Source organism: Rhodospirillales bacterium, from assembly GCA_018666775.1.
In the GTDB taxonomy this organism is placed as follows: Bacteria; Pseudomonadota; Alphaproteobacteria; order SMXQ01; family SMXQ01; genus JABIXC01.
Genome location: JABIXC010000017.1, coordinates 70,177 through 94,903 on the forward strand (window position 1 = coordinate 70,177; position 24,727 = coordinate 94,903).

A 24,727-nucleotide genomic window follows, 5' to 3' on the forward strand; every position below is an offset into this window, starting at 1 on the left:
CTTATGCCCCTTTTTTAGCTTCCAGACGGAAAACGTCAAGGGTCAGACTATCTTTAAGGTCAAAATCGACCGACTGGGGCTGAAAGCCCTCTTTGGTGATGGTGATGTGATAGCCATCCCCCGTTGCATCGGATGCGGCGTCCAGGCGATCAATTTTAAAATCGCCAAAGGCATCCGTTGTGGTTTCAGCAATGGTTCTGGCTGTGGCTTTATCGCCCTTTGACAGGCTGATGGTGGCGTCTTTGATACATTCATCGCGGCCGTTAATAATGCCGGCAACGGTGCCTGCGGCAAAGAATTTCCGGAACAGGTAAAGGTTCTTGTAATGGACCCTCGGTTTTGTAGCGGCAGCCGGATCAAGGTCTTTCAGGCTTTCGGCTTCTCTCAACCGGGCCATTTCTGAATCTTCAACCTTCAGGCTTTTGAAGGCCCCGGTAGGACAAGCGGTCACGGCCCTTGGTTCTTCCCAGCCACCATCTAAAAGATGGGCATCAAAAGGCCACGCCTGGGGAATGTTCAGTTTATCGTTCCAGAAAACCGCATCATAAGGACAGGCTTCCATGATGGCCTTTTGGCCTTTGGACTTTTCCGGATCAATAATAACAATGCCATCGTCGCGTTTTGTGACGGCACCATTTTCTGCCGCCTTGATGCAGGGGGCATCATCGCAATGCTGGCACATGACCGGCATATAGGCGACTTCAACCAGTGGGGGCTGGCCCCGTTCCTTGCGTTTGATGTCAATCCAGCGGTGACCGTGTTTGGGCATTTCTGCGGCCACACCGGGCCATTCATTGCCAACATATTCATCCTGGGCTGAAAGGGTGCACAGATTGCAATTGGTGCATTCAGCGACGTCAATGACGATGTTCCATTTTTTCATATCAATCGCTCCTTACGCATCACTTGCCAGAGGGACTTCGCCTTCGCGGGCCGTCTCATAGCTTTCAGAAATATATTCGGTTTTACCATCCCAAAGTTCGATCTCTACCAGCGCGCTAGAGGCCGCCATGGAATGGGCCTGTTTTATCTGAGACCGTTTGGGCGATAACAGATTGAGACAGCCCCCCCGATCCACAGAACGACCGGGCTCACCCATGGGTTCGTAATTGGCTGATGATTCATAACCGTGCGCGATGCCAGATGGCAGGCGATTGGTGATCGATGCGGCACAAATGACGGCACCGCGTTCATTGAACACCTTGACCAGATCGCCATGTTTGACATCACGCTTGGCGGCTTCTTCTGCCCCCAACCGGATAACCCAATAATAATGTCCATCCACCAAAAGCCGATGGTCGGGGATATCGTTCAGGAAGCTGTCTTTGCCGTCCCCTTGGGTGTGGAAACTGAATCTTGGGTGCGGGGTTAACAGCTGGAGTGGGTATTTGGCAAAGCGCGCCGCATCGATGGGGCCTTCAAAGGCCGGGTTGTATTTAACAATCGGTGGGCGTTCAGGATCATCTGCGTCAAACCGCTTCAGGCTTTCGCATTCAAATTCCAGTTTGCCCGATTGGGTTTGCAGCCCTTCCAGGAATTGTTCGGAATAATCTGATGGCAGGGGGTGGGGCTCCGGCGTGTCTTTTTTGCGGCCATCGGCAAACCAGTTCAGCGCCACAGGTGCGCGCAGTTTTTCTTTTTCTGCTGGCACGACGTAATAGCCTTTTTTCAGGAATTTCTTCCACGAAATATGTTTCGGAAGATCGGTGGCATCAAACTGGCGTTTGACCCAATCGAGTTCCGTCATGCCTTCGGAAAAATAAGCAGAGAGCCCCAGACGTTTCGAAATGTCGTTGAAGATTTCAAAATCAGATCGGGATTCGCCCATGGGTTCAATGCATTTGTGTTGGAACACAATGACGCGGTGGTTCAACTGCATCTGTCCGTGATGGGCATAGCCGCCAAGGCCAGCCCATTCGGAAATATCGGGGCGTTCAAAATTGGTGCACGCGGGCAAGATGACATCGGCAAAGTTTGCTTCGCCTTCCATCCAGATGCTCTGGTTGACGACGAATTCCAGATTTTTGGAACGATACGCCGCAACCCAGCGGTTTGAATCGGGCATGGTGGCAATGGCCGACCCGCCATATTTATAAAGCATGCGAACCGCAGCCTGGCCCGGTTTCGGATAGCTGATTTTGTTGAACTGGGACTCGATGGCTTTGCCATCCCACATGTACCCTTCAGCCTTGCCTTTTAAAATGGCTTCGGGGAATTCAAGCCGTGGAATTTTTTGGCTGGCCGTATTCATGGTGGGCAATTGCGGCATGCGTTGAAACAGTTCAACCGCCATGGCCGTGTGTTCCATATCACCTGACATGCCGCCTTCGGCATAGCCCGGGAAATAGAAGTTGAAATCAACCGGTGTGCCCCATTGTAAATTGCCAAAATTGATGCCGGGTTTGCCAAGGCCCTGCATGGCCATCAGGCAGACGCAGACCCGTGCCCATTGGATGCCGGTGGCATTGCGACACGCACCGCCATGGCCATTGCCCCAACCGCCTGCACCCAGATAGGTGCGCTTGGTGCCCCATTCGCGGGCAAGTGCGGTGATGGTTCGGGCGGGAACGCCGGTTTCGGCTTCTGCCCATTCAGGGGTTTTGGGAATGCCGTCTTCTTCGCCCAACAGATAGGATTTCCATTTATCAAATCCCGTGGTGCGTTTTGCGACGTAATCTTTGTCATACAGGTCTTCAGTGATCCACATATAGGCCAATGCCATGCCCAGTGCGGGTGACGTGGTGGGCTTTGGCGCGATCCATTTGCCACCAATAAATTGTGCGGTGTCATTGTAGTAGGGATCAATGTGAACAATTTTGATGTCGCTGTCTTTTAGCCATTGGCGCCGGACCGTGCCTTCGCATGCGCCGTAAGCACCGGATGTGGCATCGGGGTTGGCTGACCAGAACACGATCATTTCGCAGTTCTTCAGGCAATCTTCGACGGTGCCATAGGATTCGCACTGCCCAACCCGCAGGCTGTGGCCCCAATGGTGGGTGGCACCCCAGTACCAGCCTTCCCAGCTGTCGGGGTTGTGGTGAACTTCGGTGTGGCCGATGGCATTCATGAACCGGAAATTGGCCGAAAGGTAATAGCCAATATTGCCCCAGGTGTGATGGGACCCATGGGAAGACGCAATGGCGCCCGGGCCGTGGTCTTTTTTCATGCGCTTGATTTCATCACCAACAATATCCAGCGCTTCATCCCAGCTGATGCGTTCATAGCCAGAGACGCCCCGGTTCTGAGGGTTGCGCTCACCTTTGGGATCGAAATCGACCCGCTTCATCGGGTGCAGGCAGCGATCAGGGGAATAGATGATGGATTTAAAATTCTGGCCATGGGGGGCAAGGGTGGTTTTACGCGGTGGGGTATAGGATTTGCCCTTGGCCTTGATGGTCCAGGGTTGGGGATCATCATCATCAAAGACGATGGGGGTGATGCGCAATATCTTGCCGTCTTTCACATATGAAAAGACCGGGCCGCCATTGGTCATGGAGGTGTAACGCATGGAACCATCGGCTTGTTTGGTGCCGTATTTCCAGCCTTGGGTCTGGGTCAAAAGGATCGTGCGGGTGAACCAGCTGGTTAGTTCGTCCGGGCCAGTCATGGATAGCTTAAAATCTTTCAGGGCATCGATTTGTTCTTGCTGATCGATGGGGGGCATCAAAAGCCCTGCGGCTATTTTTGCATTCTTGAAGCTGAGGACAACTTCGGCATCCCCATCAATGCCACCACTTGATGTCATCCGGCCATCTTTGAAACGGAACCAACGGCCTTCTGAATCATCGGCCGTTTTAAACTGGGCCGTGAAATTCTTTTCAGATAACCGTTTCGCAAAAGCCGGATAGCGCCACGCCGAATAGCGCATCACCAGTTTAAGGCCAAAGAGAATCAGCGAAAATAGGGAAAGCTTCATAATTGGGTCCCGCGTTGTCTTGTCTGCTGCTTGAGTGATTTAGTTAGTTTCTTATTTCTCTTATTTTTCTTATTTTTCTTATTTTTCTGCGGCGATCTGATTGACCAATGTGCCAATTTTGCTGATTTCAATTTCGACCGTGTCGCCGTCCTTCATATAGACCTGTGGGTCGCGTTTATGGCCAACCCCGCCGGGGGTTCCGGTTGAAATAATATCGCCTGGGCGCAGTTCCGTGAACGTCGTGATGTATTCGATCAAGGTGGGGATGTCGAAAATCATCAGGTCCGTGGTGGTGTTTTGCATCACGTTGCCATTCAGCCGCGTGGTTAGCTCCAGTTGGGTGGGATCACCCAGTTCATCGGCCGTCATCATCCATGGGCCGAAACCGCCGGTGTGGGGAAAGTTTTTGCCAGCCGTCCACTGAATGGTGTGGTTCTGGAAATCACGCACGCTGCCATCGTTGTAAATGGAATAGCCGGCAATGATTGAGGCATAATCTTTTGCTTTTACGTGACGCCCGGCCTTGCCAATGATGATGGCCAGTTCGCCTTCGTAATCAAACCTGTCCGATGCTGAGGGCTTGATCATGGGGTGGTCGTGGCCGATCTGGGTATCGGCAAAGCGCAGAAAAAGTGCGGGGTGATCGGTGGGCGCGCGGCCGGTTTCTTCGCGGTGCGCTTTGTAATTGAGGCCCACACAAATAATCTTGTCCGGGTTGGTGATCACAGGAAGCAGGTCAATATCATCAACAGACAGGTCTGCAGATTGCCCATCGATTGCGGCTGTGGCGGCGGCAAAGCCATCCCCTGCAATCAGGGATTTAAGATCGGGATAGGTGTCGCCGATCCGTGATGTCAAATCAATGATGCCACCATCATCGGTAACCACGCCGTAATGTTCTGTGCCGTCTTTTGTATAGCTGGAGAGTTTCATCGGTGTTTCTTCCTGTGTTTGATTATTTTTGGTTTTAAATATTTATGTGCGCATCCATGCCTTTTTTATTTGCGCATCCATGCGACACCCCAAAGATTAAGCGTATGGGGTTCATGGGGCCAAAGACGTGCGGGCATGTCTTTATCCATCAGTTCTATTTCAGCAGATAATTCCACCATGTTGCCATCGGCATCGGGGATCATGAAAAACAGGTTGTTGCCCGGTCCATGGCGGCCCGGGCCCCAGCTAAGCTCCATCCGCATATCCCCCAGATGATCCGCCCAGTCGCGGATGTCATTCCACGATGTTGTCTCCATGGAATAGTGATCAAATTTTGGCTCACGGGTATTGAACATGGCCTGGGAATGATGCTCGGGGTCTGCACGCAGGAACACGGCGGTCAGGGCGCCGTCTTCGTCTTTTACCTCATCGGAAATGACAAAGCCTAGCTTGAGCCGAAAATCAATCAATGCATCCAGTTGCGGCGTGCCAACCACAGAGTGTTGAAGCCTGCCCGGCAATCGATCTGTGCCGGTGCTTTGGGCCTCAGGGGTGCCAAAGACCAAGGTGTTGCCATCGGGGTCTTTGACGGCAAACGCTTCTTTACCAAACAAGGGGGTGGGGGATGGCAATGTTTCAATCCCCTGATCGGCAACATATGTTTTCAAGGCATGGACGCGATCGACCTCGTCTATGGCAAAGGCAGAAAAGCCAAGCCCGTTGCGGGGGCCACGACCAATCAGGAAATTGCGCTCTGCCCCTTCAAGGTGCCACAGGCCATCGGTGACCTCTGAAATTTTTGGTTCCATCACACGCTGGTAAAAATCCAACAGGATGGCGGGCTGATCCGATGTGATCTTGATGTGATGCAACCGCGCTGGCCACAGCGGGGATTGGACTGTCATGAGACGCTTCCTTGTGACGTGTTCTGCCTGAATTTTTATACGACCCTTATTATGGCACGGTCTTATGCGTCATTTAACATCTTTGGGGCCGGGGGAAAATGCCTCATTCAAAAATAAAAATGGGTTGTCTTATGTGCGGTTGGGCGGCAACCTGAAAACATTATCGTTTTTGTGTTTAGGGATCGGGGAAAACCCCGGCGTTGTAAAAAACCATAAATGAACCGGAAAATTCGGTCATCAGGGAGAATTCTATGAAAACATTTAGATTTTTGAGTGGCTTAGCGGTTGCCTTATGCGCATTTGCCTTTGGCAGTGCTTCACAGGCTGCTGATTTTTACAAAGGCAAGCGCATAACGCTCTATGTGGCGGCAAGCCCCGGTGGCGGGTATGCATCTTATGCCCGGGCCATTGCGCGGCATTGGAACCGGCATCTTCCCGGTGATCCCCGGTTTGTGGTCAAACACAAACAAGGGGCACAGGGCCTGGTCGCAGCCAGTTATCTTGCCAACAAGTCGCGGCGTGATGGCACAGAAATTCTGGCATCCTATCGTGAAGCGGTGACGACATCGGCGCTTACCGCGAAAAGCGGTGTCAGGTTTGATGCCACCAAGTTTGGCTATATCGGTTCTGCCGATCAAGGTTACGGCGTTTGTGTCGCAGCGAAGCGAATCAACGTTAAAAGCCTTGAGGATGCCAAGAAAAAGCCGGTGAGACTGGGCGCGACCCATCATCGTTCCCTTGGTTATTCATCGGCCTATTTCCTGAACAACATGTTTGGCACCCAATTCCAAGTTTATCACGGCTATCCAGCTGGTTCGGCCATTGTTCTGGCATTGGAACGGGGCGAAGTGGATGCCCGTTGTGGCTGGTCGGTATCGTCCATCAAGACGATGAAGCCGACCTGGATGGAAGGCAAAATGGTCAACATCTTGCTGCAACTGTCTTTGACGTCTCATCCGCAGTTGAAGGGCGTGCCGTTGGTCAAGTCTTTCGCTAAAACCGATGAACAGCGCCAATTGCTGAACTTCATCCTGACACCACAATCGGTGGGGCGTCCCTATATCGCACCCCCGGGCCTGCCGAAAGCACGGTTGGAGCTGTTGCGCACCAGCTTTATGGGGGTTTTGAAGGACAAAGAGTTCCTGAAAGACGCCAAAAAGCAGCGCATCGACATCAACCCTGTCACCGGTGCGGAACTGGATGTCTTGATTGCCAATTTGTTCAAGACGGATAAGAAACTGATCGAACGGGCTTTGGAAGTCACAACCAAGTCCACCAAGGTCAAACTGGTCAAGGTCAAGATTCCCTGGCTGACCAGCAAGGTCAAGGTGTCCAAGGTGAAACGCAAAGGACGCAGGGTTTCCTTCAAGGCCGGTGGCCACAAGGTGACGGTGAAGGTCTCCAAGTCCAAAACGAAGATCACAATCGCTGGCAAAAAAGCGAAGCGGTCTGCGGTTAAAGCGGGCATGACCTGCACAATCACCCATAAGGGATCAAAATCCCGGGCGAAGTCCATAAAGTGTGACTAAGTAACCTGTTGGGGGGGGCGTCACCTGATTCCAGGAGACGCCCTTTTCATCATTGGGGCCAACGCGGCATGCCGTCAACATCAGAAATCTCAGGAGCAGCATAAAAAATGGTAAAACCTGCCAAAAAAAAACCAGCCAAAAAAGTAGCTAAAAAAGCCGTGCCTTTAAATCGGGCCAGTTTCGGGATCCAACTGGCCCGGGAACAATGTTATGTGTGCTGGATGTCGGCGCCGGAAAATCCGCCCAAACTGCGCAAATCACCCAAGCGCATCCGCAGCGAACATCACGATTATCTGGTGGATCTGGAACGCAAGGGGATTTTGTTTGGTGCAGGCCCGTTCATGAATGAATTAGGTGAACGTGTGGGCGTTGGCATGATCATCATCCGGGCTAAATCCACGGCTGCGGCCAAACGCATCGCCAATGCAGAACCTTATACGAAGGCCGGTCAGCGGATCATGACGGTGACACCGTGGCAGCGCAATGAAGGCACCATGCGCATGAACATCAATTTTGCCGATGGTGAATTGAACGTTGATGACCGCAGCTGGACAATCACGCCAAAATCCTGATTTTCAGGGGGTGCCCCCCTATGAGATTTGCCCCCCTCTGTGATTTTGGTGTAAACTGGGGCCAATACGAAATTATTCAACAAGCATCGCTGCTTTCAGGCGAGCATTGCCAGTTTGCTGGCAATTTATAGGGAGAAAACCAATGGTAAGTTGTTCTGATCTTTCAGGCGTTATGGCGATGATGCCAGCCTTTGCCACCGACGATGCCGCATCGATTGATGCCAAGGATACCGTCGATGTGAACCGCCTCGAAGCAGGCCTTAACCAGATGATTTCTGATGGCGCCGGGGTGGTTTCCACCTGTGGCAGCTTTGGCGAATTTCACACCCTGCTGTGGGATGAATTCAAGACCCTTAACCGGGCTGTGGTTGAAATCGCTGACAAGCGGGTGCCCATCTTTGTTGGCTGTACGGCCCTGAATTCAAGGGAAGCCTTACAGCGCATGGAATATGCCAATGAAATTGGGGCTTATGGGGTTTTGATCGGCGTGCCCTTCTATTTCCCATCCACCGTGGATAACGCGTTGCGCTTCTACAAGGACATCGCAGAACGGTTCCCCAAGCTTGGCATCATGATCTATCACAATCCGGCATTGCATAACGTGACCCTGCCGGTGCCGTGTTTTGAAGAACTGATCAAAATTCCAAATGTCGTCGCCATGAAAGACAGCCACCGCGATACCATGCAGTTCATGAAATTGCAGGAAATCGTCAAGGGCCATATGTCGATTTTCTGTAGCCAGTTCCAGTTCCATCCCTTCTATGAACTGGGTGCGGCAGGTTTTTGGTCCATTGATGCCTGGCAGGGCCCGGAACCCTTATTGGCCCTGCATCAGGCCGTGGTTAGTGGCAACAAGGATTTGGCCAAAGAAATCATGTGGGACCTTTCCCCGGTGGCGACAGACCGCAAGGCGAATTTGTCCTGGCGTGAAACCGCATCGAAAATCTCCATTGCTTATGCTGGCTATTGTAATCCGGGGCCATTGCGTCCGCCTTTCGTAGAAATTCCCCCAGAAGTGGACAAGGCCATGAAGGCACGCGCAGAAAAATGGAAAGAACTGCGTGAAAAATATCGGCCCCAGGTCACGGCCGCCGCACAATAAAAGACAACACTAACCATCTTGGGGGATCGCATAATGGCAGCGCAGGGCGCGGCGGCGAATAAGGACGGCAAGTTTGATGTAGGCGGGATCTTGATGGATCAGCCCTTCAAAATCAGGCGTCTTGGGCATTTCGGCATCAATACACAGGATCAGACCGAAATGGTCCGTTTCTATACGGATTTGCTGGGCTTCAAGATCACCGATTTTGCCGACCCCTTTAAGGGAGAAGCCAATCCACCTGAATTTGCCGATCTTGGCGACTGTAAGCGTTATTTTGCACGCTATGCATCAGACCATCATGCTTTGGCGCTTTATAACCATCGCCACCGCATTGCAGGTGATCCAGAAGGCCGGCGTTTCTGGCCGGGCAACACCATTAACCAGTTGACCTGGCAGGTGGGCTCTTTGGAAGAAGTGGTCAACGGCCACCGTTGGCTGGAATCTGAGGGCTGCCGTATGGTGCGCACGGGCCGCGATATGCCGGGGTCCAATTGGCACACCTATTTGTGGGACCCGGACGGGCACATCAACGAAATTTATTACGGCATTGAACAGGTGGGCTGGACCGGTAAATCAAAGCCCTGGGACATGTTCTATCGGGAATTCCATGATGTCCCCGATCTGCCCCAAATTGGCGAGGCCCAAGAGGTCGATGACGCCATGGAAAAGGGCATCGATATCATGAGCGGCTATCGCTATGACGAAAGCCATTTGCCGTTTGAGTTCGATGTCCAAGGCATTTTGATGCCACGGCCCTTTAAAATTGTGAAAATTGGCCCGGTTGGCCTGTTTGTGAAGGATCTTGCCGCCTCCCTTGATTTTTATGTGGGAAAAATGGGCTTTATCGTCACCGAAGAAACCCAATGCGAAGGTGAGCGGGTGGTTTTCCTGCGTAGCAACACCGAGCATCATTCTTTAGTGCTTTCCCCCATTGAACTGCGTGCAAAGCTGGGCTTGTCTGACCACACCACGACCCAGACCTTTGGGGTGCAATTGGCCAATTACCAACAATTGCTCGATGCGGTTGCCTTCTTTGAAGCAAAGGGCTTCACCTTGCGTGAATTGCCCCCGGAAATGACGCCGGGCATGGATTATAACATCTTTGTCATTGATCCAGATGGCCACGCCATCCAGCTGTTCTATTATATGGAACAAGTTGGGTGGGACGGAAAGCCCCGTGCCCAGACCGAACGCCGCCCCGTTAAACAGGGTGATTGGCCCGAAACAGTAGAGCCGCTTTCAGATGTTTATATGGGTGAGCCCTTGTTGGGGCCATGGAATTAGAATTCCATAATATACTGTAAAATCATAATATTAAAATTTAGACTTAACGTTATTTGTTAAGGTTCCAATGCCATCCACGCTGATTTCAATGCGATCACCGGGGGCAAGGAAGATCTTTGGATCACGCCCATGGCCGGTGCCGCCTGGCGTGCCGGTGGTGATGATGTCGCCAGCGCGAAATTGATAAAACCGTGAATACCACGACAGAATTTCTTCCATCGGAAACAATAAATCATCGGCTCTGCCGGTTTGCATCAGTTCCCCATTTAAATGCGTGGTCAACACCACGGATGCGGGATTGGGGATTTCATCTTTGGTGGCCAGCACAGGACCCAACGGGCAAAAGGTCGGGAATTGTTTCCCCAGCAAGGTTTGGTCCCGCGTGCCCTTGCCCCCGGCCCAATCGCGGGCGGAAACATCATTGATCAGGGTATAGCCTGCGACATAGTCCATGGCATCCACCCCCGCAATGTCATGGCAGTCTTTGCCAATGACAAAGGCAAATTCGCCTTCAAAATCGACATGATTAGGATGGGATGCGGGCAAAACAATATCATCACCCGGGCCAATCACGGCATTGGGGTTTTTCAGGAATCCCCGGGGGGTTTCGGGCATTTCCGGGTTTTTAATCCCCCGGCGCTTCGACATTTCAAGGACATGGCTGCGGTACGTTTGCCCGGCGCAGATGATGATGCCGGGATCGGGCAGGGGACATGCCAGGGGCGTGCTTTTTACAGGGCTGAAGACATCGCTGAAGACATCGCTTTCCCCTGTTGCGGCATCGATCAGGGCCTTGGCGGTATCAAGCCCGGCTTGGCCAAGAGACAAAATGTGCTTCAGGCTTTTGCCCACAGGGCCACATTTGGGAAAAAGGGCTGCTGCCTTGGTGAAATCAAGGACATTTTCCCCAATAAGAGCACCGGGTTTAAGGCCATTTTCTGATCGGATGCTCACCAGTTTCATGAATTGCTTTCCGCTTTGGGCGTGCCATCGGCATTGAAGGTGTCGCCTTGTTCAAAGAACTGATCGTAGCGGTCTTTTTCCACGAATTGAAATTCCCACCAATTGCCATCTTGATCGCGGAAATGGAATTGATAGGTGCCATGGCGCATGCCGGGCTGTGTGATTTTGTCGATGCCGTAGGTTTCACTGAATTCATGCGCGCGCCCATGGGCATCATCGACCGCTTCCTTGCTTTCAAGGTCCAGTCCCCAGTGGTTCCATAACCCTTGGGGGCGGATTTTATCACCGGCTTCGACGCAGACGATGGCCCAATAGCCCCCTTTGCGCAAAAGCATGGACCGCCTGCCATGGCGGACACAGTCAAAGCCCAGGAATTCCTCATAAAAAGGCCGGGTTGCTACCAGTGATCGGCATTCCAAAGTGCCGTGGGAAAGCCGGTAAGGCGCATTTAGGGGATCCGTCATATTAGCGTTTCCGTCCCCCAAGACTGGCCCCGGCATCACAAACCATGATCTGGCCGGTGACAATGTCGGCACCTTCGATAAAGCTGATGACAATATCGGCAACCTCTTCGGGGGTGGCGGCTTTTTCCAAAGGCGCGGTATCTTCCCAGCGGGCAATATGGGCCGCATATTTTTCTTCGCCCAGATGGTTGCGCATCCACCTGGTCTGGACAAAGCCCGGGCAGACGGCATTGACCCGAATTTCCGGGGCAAGGGCGCGGGCAAGGGATTTGGTCATGGTGTTCAGCGCGCCTTTTGATGCACCATAGGCAATGGAACTGCCCGATCCAAAGACACCGGCCGTGGACGATACATTGACAATGGCACCATTGCCGCTGGCCTTTAAATGGGGCGCACAGGCCTTTGCCATCTGAAAGGGGCCGATGACATTGACGCCATAGATGCGTTGGAAATCGTCGGCATTCAGGCCATCAAGGTCGTGGAGGGGCACAAATTTGGTGGTGCCAGCGGAATTGACCAGAATATCAAGCCTTCCGAAGTGTTCCATGGCAGCGGCTGCCATGGCCTGACAATCATCATCTTTGGATACATCTGCGCAAAAGGCGATGGCCTGTCCGCCCAATTCACGGCAAACCTCCACCGTGGCTTCGGCTTCTTCTTTGCTTTTTGTGTAATTGATAACGACAGAACAGCCCCGCGCGGCAAGCCCTTGGGCAGTCGCTGCTCCGATCCCTGTGGCCGATCCGGTTATGATGGCCGCTGTATTTTTTATATCCATGGTGTTCCCTGCGCATTTTTGCGTCATTATTGTCTGAAGATGACACTAGCTTGTTTCAGGGGAGAATAACATGCAACCAACACCTTATGGTCCTTTTCCATATGTCCCGACCATTGATCGACCGCCAATCCATTGGCCCAATGGTGCCCGGGTTGCGGTATGGGTTGCGGTTAATCTGGAATTTTTCCCTCTGGATGAACCAGTGCCCCAAGCAGGTGGCGCTGTTCCCAATGTACCCGGTTGGTCGCGCACGGATTATGGCAATCGGGTCGGGGTGTTTCGGGTGATGGAGGTGATGAAGCGCCTGAGCGTGCCGGGGACGGCGGCGCTCAATGCTGAAATTTGTGATCACCATCCCCGCATCGTCGAAGAATTGATGAAACTCGATTGGGGGGTGATTGGCCATTGCCAAAGCAATACCCGCCCCCTTGATAAAGTGCCCGCCGATCAAGAAAGAAAGGTGATCGCTGAAACCTTAAACGTGATCGAAAAAGCCACGGGCCAACGCCCCACTGGCTGGCTTGGGGCGTCCATGGCAGAAACCTGGGACACGCTTGAACATCTATCAAGCGAAGGCATCACCTATACGGCAGATTGGCTGAATGACGATCAGCCCTTCTTGCTGGATGTTGCCACTAAAGACGGTTCCCCCATGGCGGCACTGCCCTTTGGTGGGGAAACCCATGACAAGGGGGCCTTTACCCGGCGCGGGTTTACCCCTGATGATTATGCCGACATGTTGATCCGGACCTTTGATACCCTGTACCGCGAGGGCAAGGAATCGGGCCGGGTGATGCCCATGGCCATACACCCCTTTGTGATCGGGGTGCCCCACAGGATCGGTGCGTTCGAAGCCGTTTTGACCCATATCACCAGCCATGACGATGTTTGGTGCGCCACATCAGATGATATTATCGCTCAATATTTAGATGGAAAACCAACCGTTTAAAGGTTTTTTAGAAGCGATTTTCCCGAAATGCGGAAATATCAATATCGGTTTCGCGGTTTGTTGCGATATCCGCAATAATTTTTGCGGAAGCGCAAGCCAGCGTCCAGCCAAGCGTCCCGTGACCGGTGTTCAGAAACAGATTGGTAAAGCGGGTTTTGCCAATGACGGGGATGCCGTCCGGGGTCAGGGGGCGAAGGCCCGCCCAGAATTCAGCATCTTTCTTTTTGAAGGCGCGGGGAAATAATTTCATGCCGGCATCGAGCACGGCTTCGGCGCGGGGCATGTTGATGTCGGTATTGTAGCGGTTGAATTCTGCCGTGCCGGCAATACGCAATTGGTCCTGGAATCGGCTGATGACAATTTTGTTGTCGTCATCGGTGATGGAAACCCGTGGCGCGCAGTCTGGTTTTGAAAGGGGGATTGTCGCGGAATATCCCTTGGTGGGGTAAACCGGAATTTTGATGCCCAATGGTTTCAGCAACAAGGGTGAATAACTGCCCAGCGCCAGAACATATCGGTTGCCGGTAATCATGCCCCGGTCCGTCATGACACCGGTAATGGCGTCGCCGATAGCAGATAGGCGGATGATGTTGGTGTTCATCTGAAATTCAACGCCATTGTCAGCGGCAATTTGGGCAAGCCCTGTCGTGAAGGCGTGGGCATCACCAGACAGGTCATCGGGGCTGTAAATGCCACCGGCCAGTTTTTTGCTTTGATGCGCGAGTGCGGGTTCTATTTTTGCACAAGCCTGACCATCGATTGCCTCAATGTTCAGGCCCATATCCCGGAACACAAGGGCAGTTTTGGACGCCCGATCAAGGTCTTTGGCATTGCGATATAGGTGCAAAACGCCTTTGTCTTCAGCATCGAAGCTGATGTTTGTTTCTTCTCTTAAGTCAGCCAAAAGCTGGCGATTATAAAGGGCAAGGCTTAATGCAGCAGCGGCATTGGCGGCTGAACGTTTTGATCTGCAATTGGCGAGAAACTGGATCAGGAAGGACCAAAAGGCAGGGTCCAGATTGGGTGTGAAGGCAAGGGGGGCATCTTTGCGCCCAACCCATGACAAAAGATCCCAAAGGGTTTTCGGGTTTGACCACGGCCAGGCATGGGACGCCGACACCTGCCCGCCATTGGCAAAGCTGGTTTCCATGGCAGGTTCGGCCTGGCGATCGACAACCACCACCTCATGTCCGGCACGAGACAGGTAATAGGCGGCGCTTACGCCGATGACTCCGGCGCCCAGCACAATAGTTTTCACGAATGACTTCCTTTGGGCAGCTTGGTTGGAACGTGAAAATAGCCATGCGTGCGGGTTGGCTCAAGCATCCTTATGCCCCGTTTGGCATTTAATTGATGTGCTTGCTATTTGTACGTATTTTACGTACAAGCGTACGGTCATGAACCCGGCCCAAAAAATTATTGCCCTGTTTGGTGGTGTGCGTCCGACCGCACGGCTGCTTTCGCGTCATGGCGATAAACGGGTGCCGCCCACGACCGTGCAGGGTTGGGTTGATCGCGGGGTTATTCCGGCGGCCCGTCAAAACGATGTTTTGAAGGCGGCGAAGGCCGAAGGCATCGATCTTGAGCCCGGCGATTTCTTTGCCATCCAGGAAAAAATGGATTTCCAGATTATTGGCACTGATGGCGGTGTCGCTTCACCGGAACCGGACCTTCTCACCGTCGCTGAAATGGCCGAGGCCGACCGCATAACCATTGAAGGCGGCATTTCTGGCGATGTTTTGATGGAAGTGGCTGGCCGGGGTGTTTTTGAGGTCATCGCCAGCCGCTATACGCCGCGCCCCGTTGTCGTGCTTTGTGGCCCCGGTAATAACGGTGGCGATGGGTTTGTGGTTGCCCGCTATCTTAATCGGGCAGGCTGGCCTGTACGGGTGGCCTTGCTTGGGGTGGTGCATGATTTGGCGGGGGATGCGGCGCTTAACGCCAGGCGCTGGCAAGAAATAGAGGGTGTCGGCAAGATAGAGGCGATGGAACCTGAAACCCTTGATGGTGCCGCGCTGGTAGTCGATGCGCTGTTTGGTGCTGGGCTCAGCCGCCCTCTGGACGGTGAGGCCAAAGCTGTGATTGAGGCCATTGCCCATGGAAATCTGGAAACCATCGCCATTGATGTGCCCAGTGGCATCCATGGCAATACCGGGCAGGTTTTGGGTATTGCGGCCCAAGCCGCCCTGAGCGTGACATTTTTCCTTAAAAAACCGGGCCATTTGCTGTTCCCGGGGCGTGGGGTATGTGGCGAGGTCGTGGTGCTGGATATTGGCATCATGGGGGACGTGCTTGAGACCATTAAGCCAAAAGCATCCGAAAATGGCCCTGCTTTATGGGGAAAGCGTTTCCCATGGGCCGACTATAGCGATCATAAATACAGTCGCGGTCATGGGGTGGTCGGTGGTGGCACGGTTATGACCGGGGCGGCAAGGCTTGCGGCACGCGCGGCCCAACGCATCGGTGCGGGGCTTGTCAGTGTGGTCTGCGACGAAGGCGTTGTGCCGATTTATGCCAATGCCCTGTCTGCTGTTTTGGTTGAACCCGTGAATAAAGTTGGCGATTTCGCCAAATGTCTGGCGGACCCCCGCAAGCGCGCGGTTCTTTTGGGGCCGGGCTACGGTGTTGATCGCAGGACCCATGCCCATGTTTTGGGGGCTTTGGGGCTTGGCAAACAGGTGTGTCTGGATGCCGATGCCCTCACCGTTTTTGAGGGCAGGTCGAGCGAATTATTTACGGCTATTACTGATTGTAATGCGGGTGGCGGTGCCGTGGTTATAACCCCCCATGAAGGTGAATTTCGCCGTTTGTTTTCAGATATAAATCAGGAAAACAAGCTCGATCGGGCCCGTGAAGCAGCCCTTCGAAGCGGGGCTGTTGTCTTGCTGAAAGGGCCAGATTCAGTGATCGCATCCCCCGATGGCCGGGTCTGCATCAATGCCAATGCGCCGCCAACCCTTGCCACGGGCGGGAGCGGGGATGTTCTGGCTGGCTTGATTGTCGGGCTGCTGGCCCAGGGGGTAGGGGCCTATGATGCAGCCGCCATGGCAGCGTGGGTTCATGGCGCTTCAGCATCTGCTTTCGGCCCAGGATTGATTGCTGAAGATTTACCGGATCTGGTTCCGGGCGCGCTTCGTGATCTGAAAGGGGCCGCCTGAGCCCCTTTGTTCATCTCATTTACCTATTTTGTCGTGTATTTTCAGGGGCCTTTTTCAAGGTGCCCAACCAAGTTCTTTTTTAAGTTATAAAATTACCTAGAACTTATTGAAATTTTTATATTTTTTGGATGTTTTGCTTAACCTCTTCTTAAAGGATAGGGGGCTAATTTGGCAGGGTCGAACCAAAGAATTTTATAGTGAATTTGTTTAGGGGCTTTGACGACAATGTGGATGAACATGAATTTGTTCAAACGGGAAACAGGTATGGAAGCGATTTGCGCAGGTAGCGTGTACCGTCGCGTTCACCGTGACAGAACGGTTGAAACAGCAACAGTACTCTCGATCGGAGACGATTCCTTTGGCATTCCTCACGTACGCTATCAGCTGAGCATCGGGCGCAGCGATAAGCATGTGATGGAAGAAGGCCCAAGGATGCTCTCTCTCAGCTGCTTTGCAGAACAATATCGTGAACCGCAGCTGGTACAGGCATAAGCGGTTTTCCAAAATGTTAGTCCCTGCTTGATGATGCCGGTTTGGCATCACGCCCTTTGACGTGTCTGAATTTTTTCAACACGGGTTCTTCTTTTTTCTGATCTTTCCTGCCATAAGCTTGTGATAGTGTCCCGATGAGATCATGGCCGGGCTTTTTTTACGATTCAGGTCTAGTTTCCAGTCAAAGTGGCTTCGTGCGGGCGTGGCGGAATTGGTAGACGCGCAGGCTTTAGGTGCCTGTTTCTACGGAAGTGGGAGTTCGAGTCTCCCCGCCCGCACCATTTTTGGACCAGAATTAGATGACCATCGGCACGATAATAGCACTGTGTGGGTGTTGGGGACTGGTCAGGGGCTCGGATTTCTGATAACACCGGCCCGATTTTCGAATTTCCGAAGAACAACATTTTCTGATGTTCCCGAAGGTTCTGTTTTTTCTGGTACTTTATGCCGGTTTTGGAAACAAGATTGAGCAAGCAAAGAAGTGCTAGGTGATTGAACACTGAAACACGTTAGACAATAGCAAGAGAGCGAGATCCTGATGCAGGTCGAAGAAATAAAAATTGAAACCCCTTTAACGCGGCAATTCACCATTACGGTTCCAGCTGATGATATTGAGGGCAAAGTGTCCGAACGTCTCGCGGAATTGGGCAAGACTGTCAAAATGCCGGGCTTCCGCCCAGGTCATGTGCCCGCGAATATCCTGCGCAAGCAGTATGGACCGCGCATCATGGGTGAAGTTCTTGAACGCGCCCTTTCGGACAGCTCGGCTGAGGTCATGAAAGAAAAGGACCTGCGTCCTGCCATGCAGCCCCAGGTCAAGATCGAAAATTTTGATGAAGGCAAGGATCTGGTTTATTCGATCACCATTGAAATCATGCCAGACATCGAACCTGTTGATTTTGCCAAGATCAAGCTTGAAAACCCTGTGGTCGCACTTGAAGATTCCATGGTTGATGAAGCGCTTGAGCGGATTGCAGCAGAACAAAAAGTTTTCGAAAAAACCGATGAAGACCGCGCATCCGTCACAGAAGACGCGCTTTTGGTTGATTTCACAGGCCGCGTGGACGGTGTCGAATTTCCTGGCGGTGCCGCCAAGGATTTCCAGCTTGAACTGGATTCCCAAAACTTCATTCCCGGCTTCATTGAACAAGTCGTGGGTGCAAAGCCCGGGGAAAATCGCAAGATCAAGGTGACGTTCCCAACCGATTATGGTGCCGAAGATATGGCCGGCAAGGACGCTGAATTTGAAATCGATGTTAAGGAATTGCGGGTTCGCAAAGGGATCGAGATCAATGATGAATTGGCCAAGGCTGCAGGGCTGGAATCCCTTGATGCCATGAAAGACGCCATTCGCGAACGGATGGGATCTGAATATGGGTCAATTTCCCGTAACCGTCTGAAGCGCAGCCTTCTTGATCAGCTTGCCGATTTGGCCAATTTTGAAATTCCGGCCCGCATGGCCGACCATGAATTTGCCCAAATCTGGCAAAATATTTCAGGTGAGCCGCTGGAAAGCCCGGAACAAGATCACGAAGGCCATGACCATGGCGATCATGAAGGCCATGATCACGGAGATCAGGGGGCGGCTGACCAAAAAGTCGATCCTGCTGCTCAGGCACGCTTTCAGGAGTTCCTGAAAGAATCAGGCAAAACAGTCGATGAATTGAAAGAAGAATACCGCGGTATTGCCGCACGCCGGGTGCGTCTCGGCTTATTGCTGACAGAAACCGGCCGGGAAAATAACATCACGGTTGCTGATGAAGAATTAAACCGTGCGGTCGTTACCGAAGCCCAGCGTTTCCCGGGCCAGGAACAGCAGGTGGTTGAATTCTATCAAAAGGACCCCGCAGCCAGAGAACAACTGCGCGCACCTTTGTTTGAAGACAAAGTGATCGATTTTGTTCTTGAATTGGCATCGGTCAGCGACAAGTCCGTCACCGCCGACGAGCTGATGGCAGAACCCGGCGAAAGTGCGGGTGAAGATGAGGGCAAACCCAAGGCCAAGGCGAAGAAAAAAGCCGCCCCTAAAAAAGCCGCCCCTAAAAAAGCCGCCCCTAAAAAAGCCGCTCCTAAAAAAGCAGATGCCAAAAAGAAAGCACCTGCAAAGAAAAAAGAAGCTAAAAAGTAACGTTTTGCAGCGTAACTTTGTACCTTCAATCAGTTGACACAAATAAGGGCCCAAAACCGATGAGCGAACCGTCAGATTTTATTATGCAGAATCTTGTTCCCATGGTGGTCGAACAGACCAACCGGGGTGAGCGTGCCTATGACATCTATTCGCGGCTTCTGAAGGAACGCATCATTTTCCTTGTCGGTCCCATTGAAGACTCGGTGGCCAGTGTGGTGTGCGCACAGTTGCTATTTCTGGAAGCAGAAAGCCCCAACAAGGACATCTCGATCTACATCAATTCCCCCGGTGGGGTGGTGACGTCAGGGTTGGCCATTTATGACACCATGCAATACATCCGGCCTGATGTTTCTACCGTGTGCACCGGCCAGGCCGCATCAATGGGGTCGCTTTTGTTAGCCGCGGGCGCAAAAGGCAAGCGGTTTTGCCTGCCCAATTCGCGCATCATGATTCACCAGCCCTCAGGCGGTGCGCAGGGTCAGGCAACAGATATTGAAATTCAGGCCCGTGAAATTCTGGCATTGCGTTCCCGGTTGAATGAAATTTATGCCGACCACACAGGCCAATCCGTGGATGTGATTTCTGATGCCGTGGAACGGGATAAATTTATGACCCCGGAAGCCGCAAAAGAATTTGGTCTTATTGACGAAGTGGTCGTATCAAGGCCGGTCAAAGAGGACGATTCTGACAGCAGTTCTGATGGCGGCGATAAAGATTAAAGACGCCCTTTAACGAAATCTTGAAGCCTTATCGATAGCCTAATTGTGTGTTCTGTTAAGAATTGGACACAGAGAACATCATTTATTATGATGCGTTTTTGTGTTGTTTTCTTGGTTTGTTCCTTTTTTGTTTCTGAATTGTTGTAATTGCCTGTGGATAAAATCTTGTTTTTATTTGAAGTGTGCCCTCAGGCTGTGGCAAAGATGGTTGAAGCGAAGGGGGTTAAGTCCCCAGACAAGCGCAAAACGTTTTTATTAGGCTGTGATGTGCCTTTCATTGATGGCCTCACGAGGATGACGGAGAATCCATGAACAAGTCCACCGGCAGTGATTCCAGGAACACCTTATATTGTTCGTTCTGCGGCAAAAGCCAGCACGAAGTGCGCAAGCTTATTGCAGGCCCAACGGTATTCATCTGTGATGAATGCGTTGAATTATGCATGGACATCATTCGTGAAGAGCACAAGACAACCCTTGTTCGCTCTCAGGATGGGGTGCCCTCGCCCCAAGACATCTGCACGGTGTTGGATGATTATGTGATCGGCCAGCCGCACGCCAAGCGCGTGCTTTCGGTTGCTGTTCACAACCATTACAAACGCCTGGCCCATGGCTCCAAGTCCAATGATGTTGAATTGGCCAAATCAAATATCTTACTGGTTGGCCCCACCGGTTGTGGCAAGACCCTGCTGGCCCAGACGCTGGCCCGAATCCTTGATGTGCCCTTTACGATGGCCGATGCGACCACGCTGACCGAAGCGGGTTACGTGGGCGAAGATGTTGAAAACATCATCCTTAAATTGTTGCAGGCCGCAGATTATAATGTTGAACGCGCCCAGCGTGGCATCGTCTATATCGACGAAGTGGACAAAATCAGCCGCAAATCAGACAACCCCTCCATCACCCGTGATGTATCGGGTGAAGGTGTCCAGCAGGCCCTTTTGAAGATCATGGAAGGGACCGTTGCATCCGTGCCGCCCCAGGGTGGGCGCAAGCATCCCCAGCAGGAATTCCTGCAAGTGGATACAACCAACATCCTGTTTATCTGTGGTGGGGCATTTGCCGGCCTTGAAAAAATTATTTCAGCGCGTGGAATAAGCACGTCCATCGGTTTTGGCGCCGAGGTCAGTGCACCGGAAGATAAATTGACCGGTGAGGTCCTGCGTGATGTCGAACCAGAAGACCTTTTGGGGTTTGGCCTTATTCCGGAATTTGTCGGTCGTTTGCCGGTGGTTGCGACCCTGATGGATCTTGATGAAGATGCGCTGATCCAGATTCTGACAGAACCGAAGAATGCATTGGTTAAACAGTACCAGCTTTTATTTGAAATGGAAGAAGTGGCCCTCGATTTTACGGAAGATGCGCTGAAGACCATTGCGCAGAAAGCCGTTGCGCGCAAAACGGGCGCCCGTGGATTGCGATCAATCATGGAAGGGATTCTTCTGGAGCCGATGTTTGATCTGCCGGGCCTTGAAGGCGTCGAAGAAATCGTCATCAATGGCGAAGTGGTGGATGAGCGTTCAAAACCGCTTTACATCTATTCCGATCGCCGCGAAGACAGCGCCTGATTAAACGCCCCTTATCACGCGCAATTGGCAGCTTTAACAGGCACTTTCGCCCATGCCATTTTTGTACATAATTGCCCCTTGATTTATTCTGCACCACCACCACATATGGTGTGACGCGGATTTTTGTGTCTGACAGGTTGATTAACCATTCTGTTGGATTATTCGTGTATGATTTTATGTTTTTAACGGTTGAGGTCTAAAACTGGCTATGCTCGAACCCTCTGAAGGCGTTCTTTACCCCGTTCTTCCACTGCGTGATATCGTGGTTTTCCCCCATATGATTGTGCCGCTGTTTGTCGGCCGGGAAAAATCGGTTCATGCCCTTGAAAGTGTCATGAAGGAAGACAAGCAAATTCTGCTTGTGGCCCAGAAAGACGCTGGCATGGATGATCCGAAGCCCGATGATATCCATGCGGTTGGTACTGTTGGCACTATTTTGCAGTTGCTGAAATTACCCGATGGCACCGTTAAGGTCCTGATGGAAGGTGGATCACGCGCGCGCATCCAATCCTATGAAGAAAAAGGCGATTTCTATCAGGCCTACGCCCAATCTATCCCAGAGCAGGATTCTGATCCCAAAGAACTCGAAGCGTTGTCCCGTTCGGTCATTACCCAGTTTGAACAATACATCAAGCTCAACAAAAAGATTCCCCCCGAAGTGGTTGTGTCTCTCAACCAGATCGATGAACCGCCAAGGCTTGCCGATACGGTGGCATCCCACCTGGCACTCAAGGTTTCGGAAAAGCAGGAAATTCTGGAAATTGACAGTGTTGCCCTGCGCCTGGAAAAAGTTCTGTCCTTCATGGAATCAGAAATTGGCGTGCTTCAGGTGGAAAAGCGCATTCGCAACCGGGTCAAGCGCCAGATGGAAAAGACCCAGCGCGAATATTATTTGAACGAACAGCTCAAAGCGATCCAGAAAGAACTGGGTGAAGGCGAAGACGGCAAGGATGAGCTGGGCGAGTTGGAAGAAAAAATCAAGAAAACGAGGCTTACCAAGGAAGCCGAGGAAAAGGCCGTAGGGGAGCTGAAAAAACTGCGCTCCATGGGCCCAATGTCGGCGGAAGCCACGGTGGTGCGCAACTACCTCGACTGGATTCTGGGCATTCCCTGGAAAAAGCGCACGCGCGTCAAAAATGACATCAACGCTGCCGAGAAAATTCTCAACGAAGATCATTATGGTCTGGAAAAAGTCAAAGAACGCATTCTTGAGTATTTGGCCGTGCAGCAGCGGGTGAAGAAACTCAACGGCCCAATCCTGTGCCTTGTTGGACCTCCGGGTGTTGGTAAAACGTCGCTTGGCAAATCTGTCGCCCGCGCAACTGGGCGGAATTTCGTTCGCATGTCTCTGGGCGGTGTGCGGGATGAAGCCGAAATACGGGGCCACAGGCGGACCTATATTGGGTCAATGCCGGGCAAAGTGGTTCAGGGCATGCGTAAGGCAAAATCGTCAAACCCCCTGTTTCTGCTTGATGAAATTGACAAGCTGGGCGCCGATTTTCGCGGGGATCCTTCATCGGCACTTCTGGAAGTGCTGGACCCGGAACAAAATTCGACCTTTAACGATCATTATCTAGAGGTTGATTACGATCTTTCCGATGTCATGTTCCTGACGACGGCAAATACGCTACGGATGCCCCAGCCCCTGATGGATCGCATGGAGATCATCCGTATTCCCGGGTACACCGAAGATGAAAAGCGAGAGATCGCAAAACGGCATCTGATCCCGAAAATCATGAAATCCCATGGCCTGAAGAAGGATGAATGGGCAATTTCTGATGACGCATTGCTTGATCTGATCCGTTATTACACGCGCGAAGCCGGTGTTCGTAACCTTGAACGCGAGCTGGCAACCCTGCAGCGCAAGGCGGTGAAGGAAATTGTGTCGACAAAGACGACAAAGGTTAAAATCACCCGCCGCAACCTCAAAACCTATTCCGGGGTGCGCCGTTATCGCTTTGGTGAGGTTGAGGCCGAAGATATGGTCGGCCTGACCACGGGGCTTGCCTGGACAGAAGTGGGTGGCGAATTGCTGTCCATTGAAGCGGTTATTGTGCCGGGCAAGGGCCCCATCAAACACACCGGCAAGCTTGGTGATGTGATGCAGGAATCGGTTCAGGCAGCAGATTCATATGTGCGCTCACGCCTGCTCAAGTTTGGCGTCAAGCCAACGGTGTTTGATAGCAAGTCAATCCACGTTCACGTTCCCGAAGGTGCCACACCAAAGGATGGCCCATCAGCGGGTGTTGCCATGGCAACATCCATTGTCTCTGTTCTGACATCCAACCCGGTGCGCAGAGACGTGGCCATGACGGGTGAAATTACCCTGCGTGGCAGTGTGTTTCCGATTGGCGGATTGAAGGAAAAATTACTCGCAGCCCTTCGCGGCGGAATCAAAACCGTCCTCATTCCAAAGGATAATGAAAAAGATCTCGACGATATTCCCGATAATGTGAAACGGGGTATGGAAATTATTCCGGTTTCGTCATTGGATGAAGTTCTGGAAAAAGCGCTGGTGAATCCCCTGGTTCCCATTGAATGGATTGACCCTGCCGACATCGCTGCCGGTGAAAAGGGCTCAGACCATGGTGTGGTCACGCATTGAGATAACGTTGTTACGCATTGAATTAATGGCATAATCAATTATAGAGCCGCGGCATCAGTTTATGGTGTCGCGGTTTTTCTGTTTTGTGAAATCGAAAAAAACAGCGTGCTGTTTTGATTCACTTTCCATTTATGGAAAAATTTATAAAACAAATTCAAGCAAAAAAAATGAAAAAACCTGTTGATAACCGGTCTTCTTCGATTGACGTCTACCCGTTGAGTTGCTTAGACTTCACGCGTGCATAGGTGCCACGCATTTATGTTTTGACGAATAATCTTACAGAGGGGGTTGCCAGTGAACAAAAATGATCTCGTAGCGGCAGTTGCATCGTCGTCCGGACTTTCCAAGGCTGATTCAACTAAGGCCGTTGATTGCGTTTTCGAGACAATCACCGGAACATTAAAAGGCGGTGATGATGTGCGGCTCGTAGGCTTTGGCACATTTAATGTCGTCGCCAGAAAAGCTTCTGTTGGTCGTAATCCACGTACCGGCGAAAGCATTCAGATTCCTGCTTCAAACCAGCCCAAGTTTAAGGCTGGTAAAGGGCTCAAAGACGCGGTCAACAACCGCTAGTCTTTATGAACCAATTGAAAAGGCCGATTGCTGGTTTAGCAGTCGGCCTTTTTGATTCTTAGTGCCGGTTTTTGATCTTTACATTTGGCCCT

At 52.0% G+C, this 24,727-nt stretch carries 20 protein-coding genes and 1 tRNA gene; 13 read left to right on the forward strand and 8 right to left on the reverse strand.

The annotated features are described in order from the left end of the window. Window position 1: 1 nt before the first annotated feature. From HOJ08_08345 to HOJ08_08360, 4 genes are all read right to left on the reverse strand, one after another. Window positions 2-883, reverse strand: coding sequence for an oxidoreductase (locus HOJ08_08345; protein ID MBT5673443.1), 882 nt, complete (start codon window positions 881-883; stop codon window positions 2-4). Window positions 884-895: 12 nt separating this feature from the next. Beyond that, window positions 896-3,916 carry a molybdopterin-dependent oxidoreductase gene (locus tag HOJ08_08350; GenBank protein ID MBT5673444.1) on the reverse strand — a complete coding sequence of 1,007 codons (3,021 nt, stop codon included), beginning with the start codon at window positions 3,914-3,916 and terminating at the stop codon, window positions 896-898. 78 nt (window positions 3,917-3,994) lie between these two features. Beyond that, window positions 3,995-4,849: a fumarylacetoacetate hydrolase family protein gene (locus HOJ08_08355; GenBank protein ID MBT5673445.1), complete on the reverse strand. Its 855-nt coding sequence runs from the start codon at window positions 4,847-4,849 to the stop codon at window positions 3,995-3,997. A 65-nt stretch (window positions 4,850-4,914) separates the two neighbouring features. After that, window positions 4,915-5,754 carry a glyoxalase gene (locus tag HOJ08_08360; protein ID MBT5673446.1) on the reverse strand — a complete coding sequence of 280 codons (840 nt, stop codon included), beginning with the start codon at window positions 5,752-5,754 and terminating at the stop codon, window positions 4,915-4,917. A 251-nt stretch (window positions 5,755-6,005) separates the two neighbouring features. Here HOJ08_08360 and HOJ08_08365 point away from each other — a divergent pair, with 251 nt between their 5' ends. The 4 genes from HOJ08_08365 (at window position 6,006) to HOJ08_08380 (ending at window position 10,241) form a co-directional block, all read left to right on the forward strand. Further along, the gene (locus tag HOJ08_08365; protein ID MBT5673447.1) at window positions 6,006-7,283 is read left to right on the forward strand and encodes a hypothetical protein; all 1,278 of its coding nucleotides are present in this window, start codon (window positions 6,006-6,008) and stop codon (window positions 7,281-7,283) included. A 107-nt stretch (window positions 7,284-7,390) separates the two neighbouring features. Further along, window positions 7,391-7,855, forward strand: a complete 465-nt coding sequence (locus tag HOJ08_08370; protein ID MBT5673448.1) for a hypothetical protein — start codon at window positions 7,391-7,393, stop codon at window positions 7,853-7,855. Between the two features lie 142 nt (window positions 7,856-7,997). After that, window positions 7,998-8,957 carry a hypothetical protein gene (locus HOJ08_08375; GenBank protein ID MBT5673449.1) on the forward strand — a complete coding sequence of 320 codons (960 nt, stop codon included), beginning with the start codon at window positions 7,998-8,000 and terminating at the stop codon, window positions 8,955-8,957. Window positions 8,958-8,990: 33 nt separating this feature from the next. Next, a complete protein-coding gene (locus HOJ08_08380) occupies window positions 8,991-10,241 on the forward strand; it encodes an extradiol dioxygenase (protein ID MBT5673450.1) in 1,251 nt (416 codons plus the stop codon). 30 nt (window positions 10,242-10,271) lie between these two features. On the opposite strand, the gene HOJ08_08385 is transcribed toward HOJ08_08380, so the two are convergent. Genes HOJ08_08385 through HOJ08_08395 form a run of 3 tightly spaced genes read right to left on the reverse strand, consistent with a single transcriptional unit; the run spans window position 10,272 to window position 12,440 of the window. Then, window positions 10,272-11,204 (reverse strand): fumarylacetoacetate hydrolase family protein, encoded by a 933-nt coding sequence (locus HOJ08_08385; protein ID MBT5673451.1) that lies wholly within the window; start codon window positions 11,202-11,204, stop codon window positions 10,272-10,274. After that, complete coding sequence (locus tag HOJ08_08390) at window positions 11,201-11,668, reverse strand: VOC family protein (protein MBT5673452.1); 468 nt, start codon at window positions 11,666-11,668, stop codon at window positions 11,201-11,203. The genes HOJ08_08385 and HOJ08_08390 overlap by 4 nt, the downstream gene beginning before the upstream one ends. Window position 11,669: 1 nt before the next feature. Further along, window positions 11,670-12,440 (reverse strand): SDR family oxidoreductase, encoded by a 771-nt coding sequence (locus HOJ08_08395; GenBank protein MBT5673453.1) that lies wholly within the window; start codon window positions 12,438-12,440, stop codon window positions 11,670-11,672. A gap of 76 nt (window positions 12,441-12,516) precedes the next feature. Between HOJ08_08395 and HOJ08_08400 the strand changes: the two genes are divergently transcribed. Further along, window positions 12,517-13,395 carry a polysaccharide deacetylase family protein gene (locus HOJ08_08400; GenBank protein ID MBT5673454.1) on the forward strand — a complete coding sequence of 293 codons (879 nt, stop codon included), beginning with the start codon at window positions 12,517-12,519 and terminating at the stop codon, window positions 13,393-13,395. A gap of 7 nt (window positions 13,396-13,402) precedes the next feature. Here HOJ08_08400 and HOJ08_08405 read toward each other — a convergent pair whose 3' ends face one another. After that, a complete protein-coding gene (locus tag HOJ08_08405) occupies window positions 13,403-14,653 on the reverse strand; it encodes a D-amino acid dehydrogenase (GenBank protein MBT5673455.1) in 1,251 nt (416 codons plus the stop codon). A gap of 358 nt (window positions 14,654-15,011) precedes the next feature. On the opposite strand from HOJ08_08405, the gene HOJ08_08410 reads away from it, so the two are divergent. The 8 genes from HOJ08_08410 (at window position 15,012) to HOJ08_08445 (ending at window position 24,635) form a co-directional block, all read left to right on the forward strand. Beyond that, complete coding sequence (locus HOJ08_08410) at window positions 15,012-16,553, forward strand: NAD(P)H-hydrate dehydratase (GenBank protein MBT5673456.1); 1,542 nt, start codon at window positions 15,012-15,014, stop codon at window positions 16,551-16,553. A gap of 225 nt (window positions 16,554-16,778) precedes the next feature. Beyond that, the gene (locus tag HOJ08_08415; GenBank protein MBT5673457.1) at window positions 16,779-17,045 is read left to right on the forward strand and encodes a hypothetical protein; all 267 of its coding nucleotides are present in this window, start codon (window positions 16,779-16,781) and stop codon (window positions 17,043-17,045) included. A 196-nt stretch (window positions 17,046-17,241) separates the two neighbouring features. After that, window positions 17,242-17,326: transfer RNA gene (locus HOJ08_08420), tRNA-Leu, on the forward strand. Between the two features lie 257 nt (window positions 17,327-17,583). After that, window positions 17,584-19,173 carry a trigger factor gene (locus HOJ08_08425; GenBank protein MBT5673458.1) on the forward strand — a complete coding sequence of 530 codons (1,590 nt, stop codon included), beginning with the start codon at window positions 17,584-17,586 and terminating at the stop codon, window positions 19,171-19,173. Between the two features lie 59 nt (window positions 19,174-19,232). Beyond that, window positions 19,233-19,892 (forward strand): ATP-dependent Clp endopeptidase proteolytic subunit ClpP, encoded by a 660-nt coding sequence (gene clpP / locus HOJ08_08430; protein MBT5673459.1) that lies wholly within the window; start codon window positions 19,233-19,235, stop codon window positions 19,890-19,892. 308 nt (window positions 19,893-20,200) lie between these two features. Continuing rightward, window positions 20,201-21,457 (forward strand): ATP-dependent Clp protease ATP-binding subunit ClpX, encoded by a 1,257-nt coding sequence (gene clpX / locus HOJ08_08435; GenBank protein ID MBT5673460.1) that lies wholly within the window; start codon window positions 20,201-20,203, stop codon window positions 21,455-21,457. Between the two features lie 208 nt (window positions 21,458-21,665). Then, window positions 21,666-24,062, forward strand: a complete 2,397-nt coding sequence (lon, locus tag HOJ08_08440; protein ID MBT5673461.1) for an endopeptidase La — start codon at window positions 21,666-21,668, stop codon at window positions 24,060-24,062. A gap of 294 nt (window positions 24,063-24,356) precedes the next feature. Continuing rightward, the gene (locus HOJ08_08445; protein ID MBT5673462.1) at window positions 24,357-24,635 is read left to right on the forward strand and encodes an HU family DNA-binding protein; all 279 of its coding nucleotides are present in this window, start codon (window positions 24,357-24,359) and stop codon (window positions 24,633-24,635) included. Window positions 24,636-24,727 lie beyond the last annotated feature (92 nt).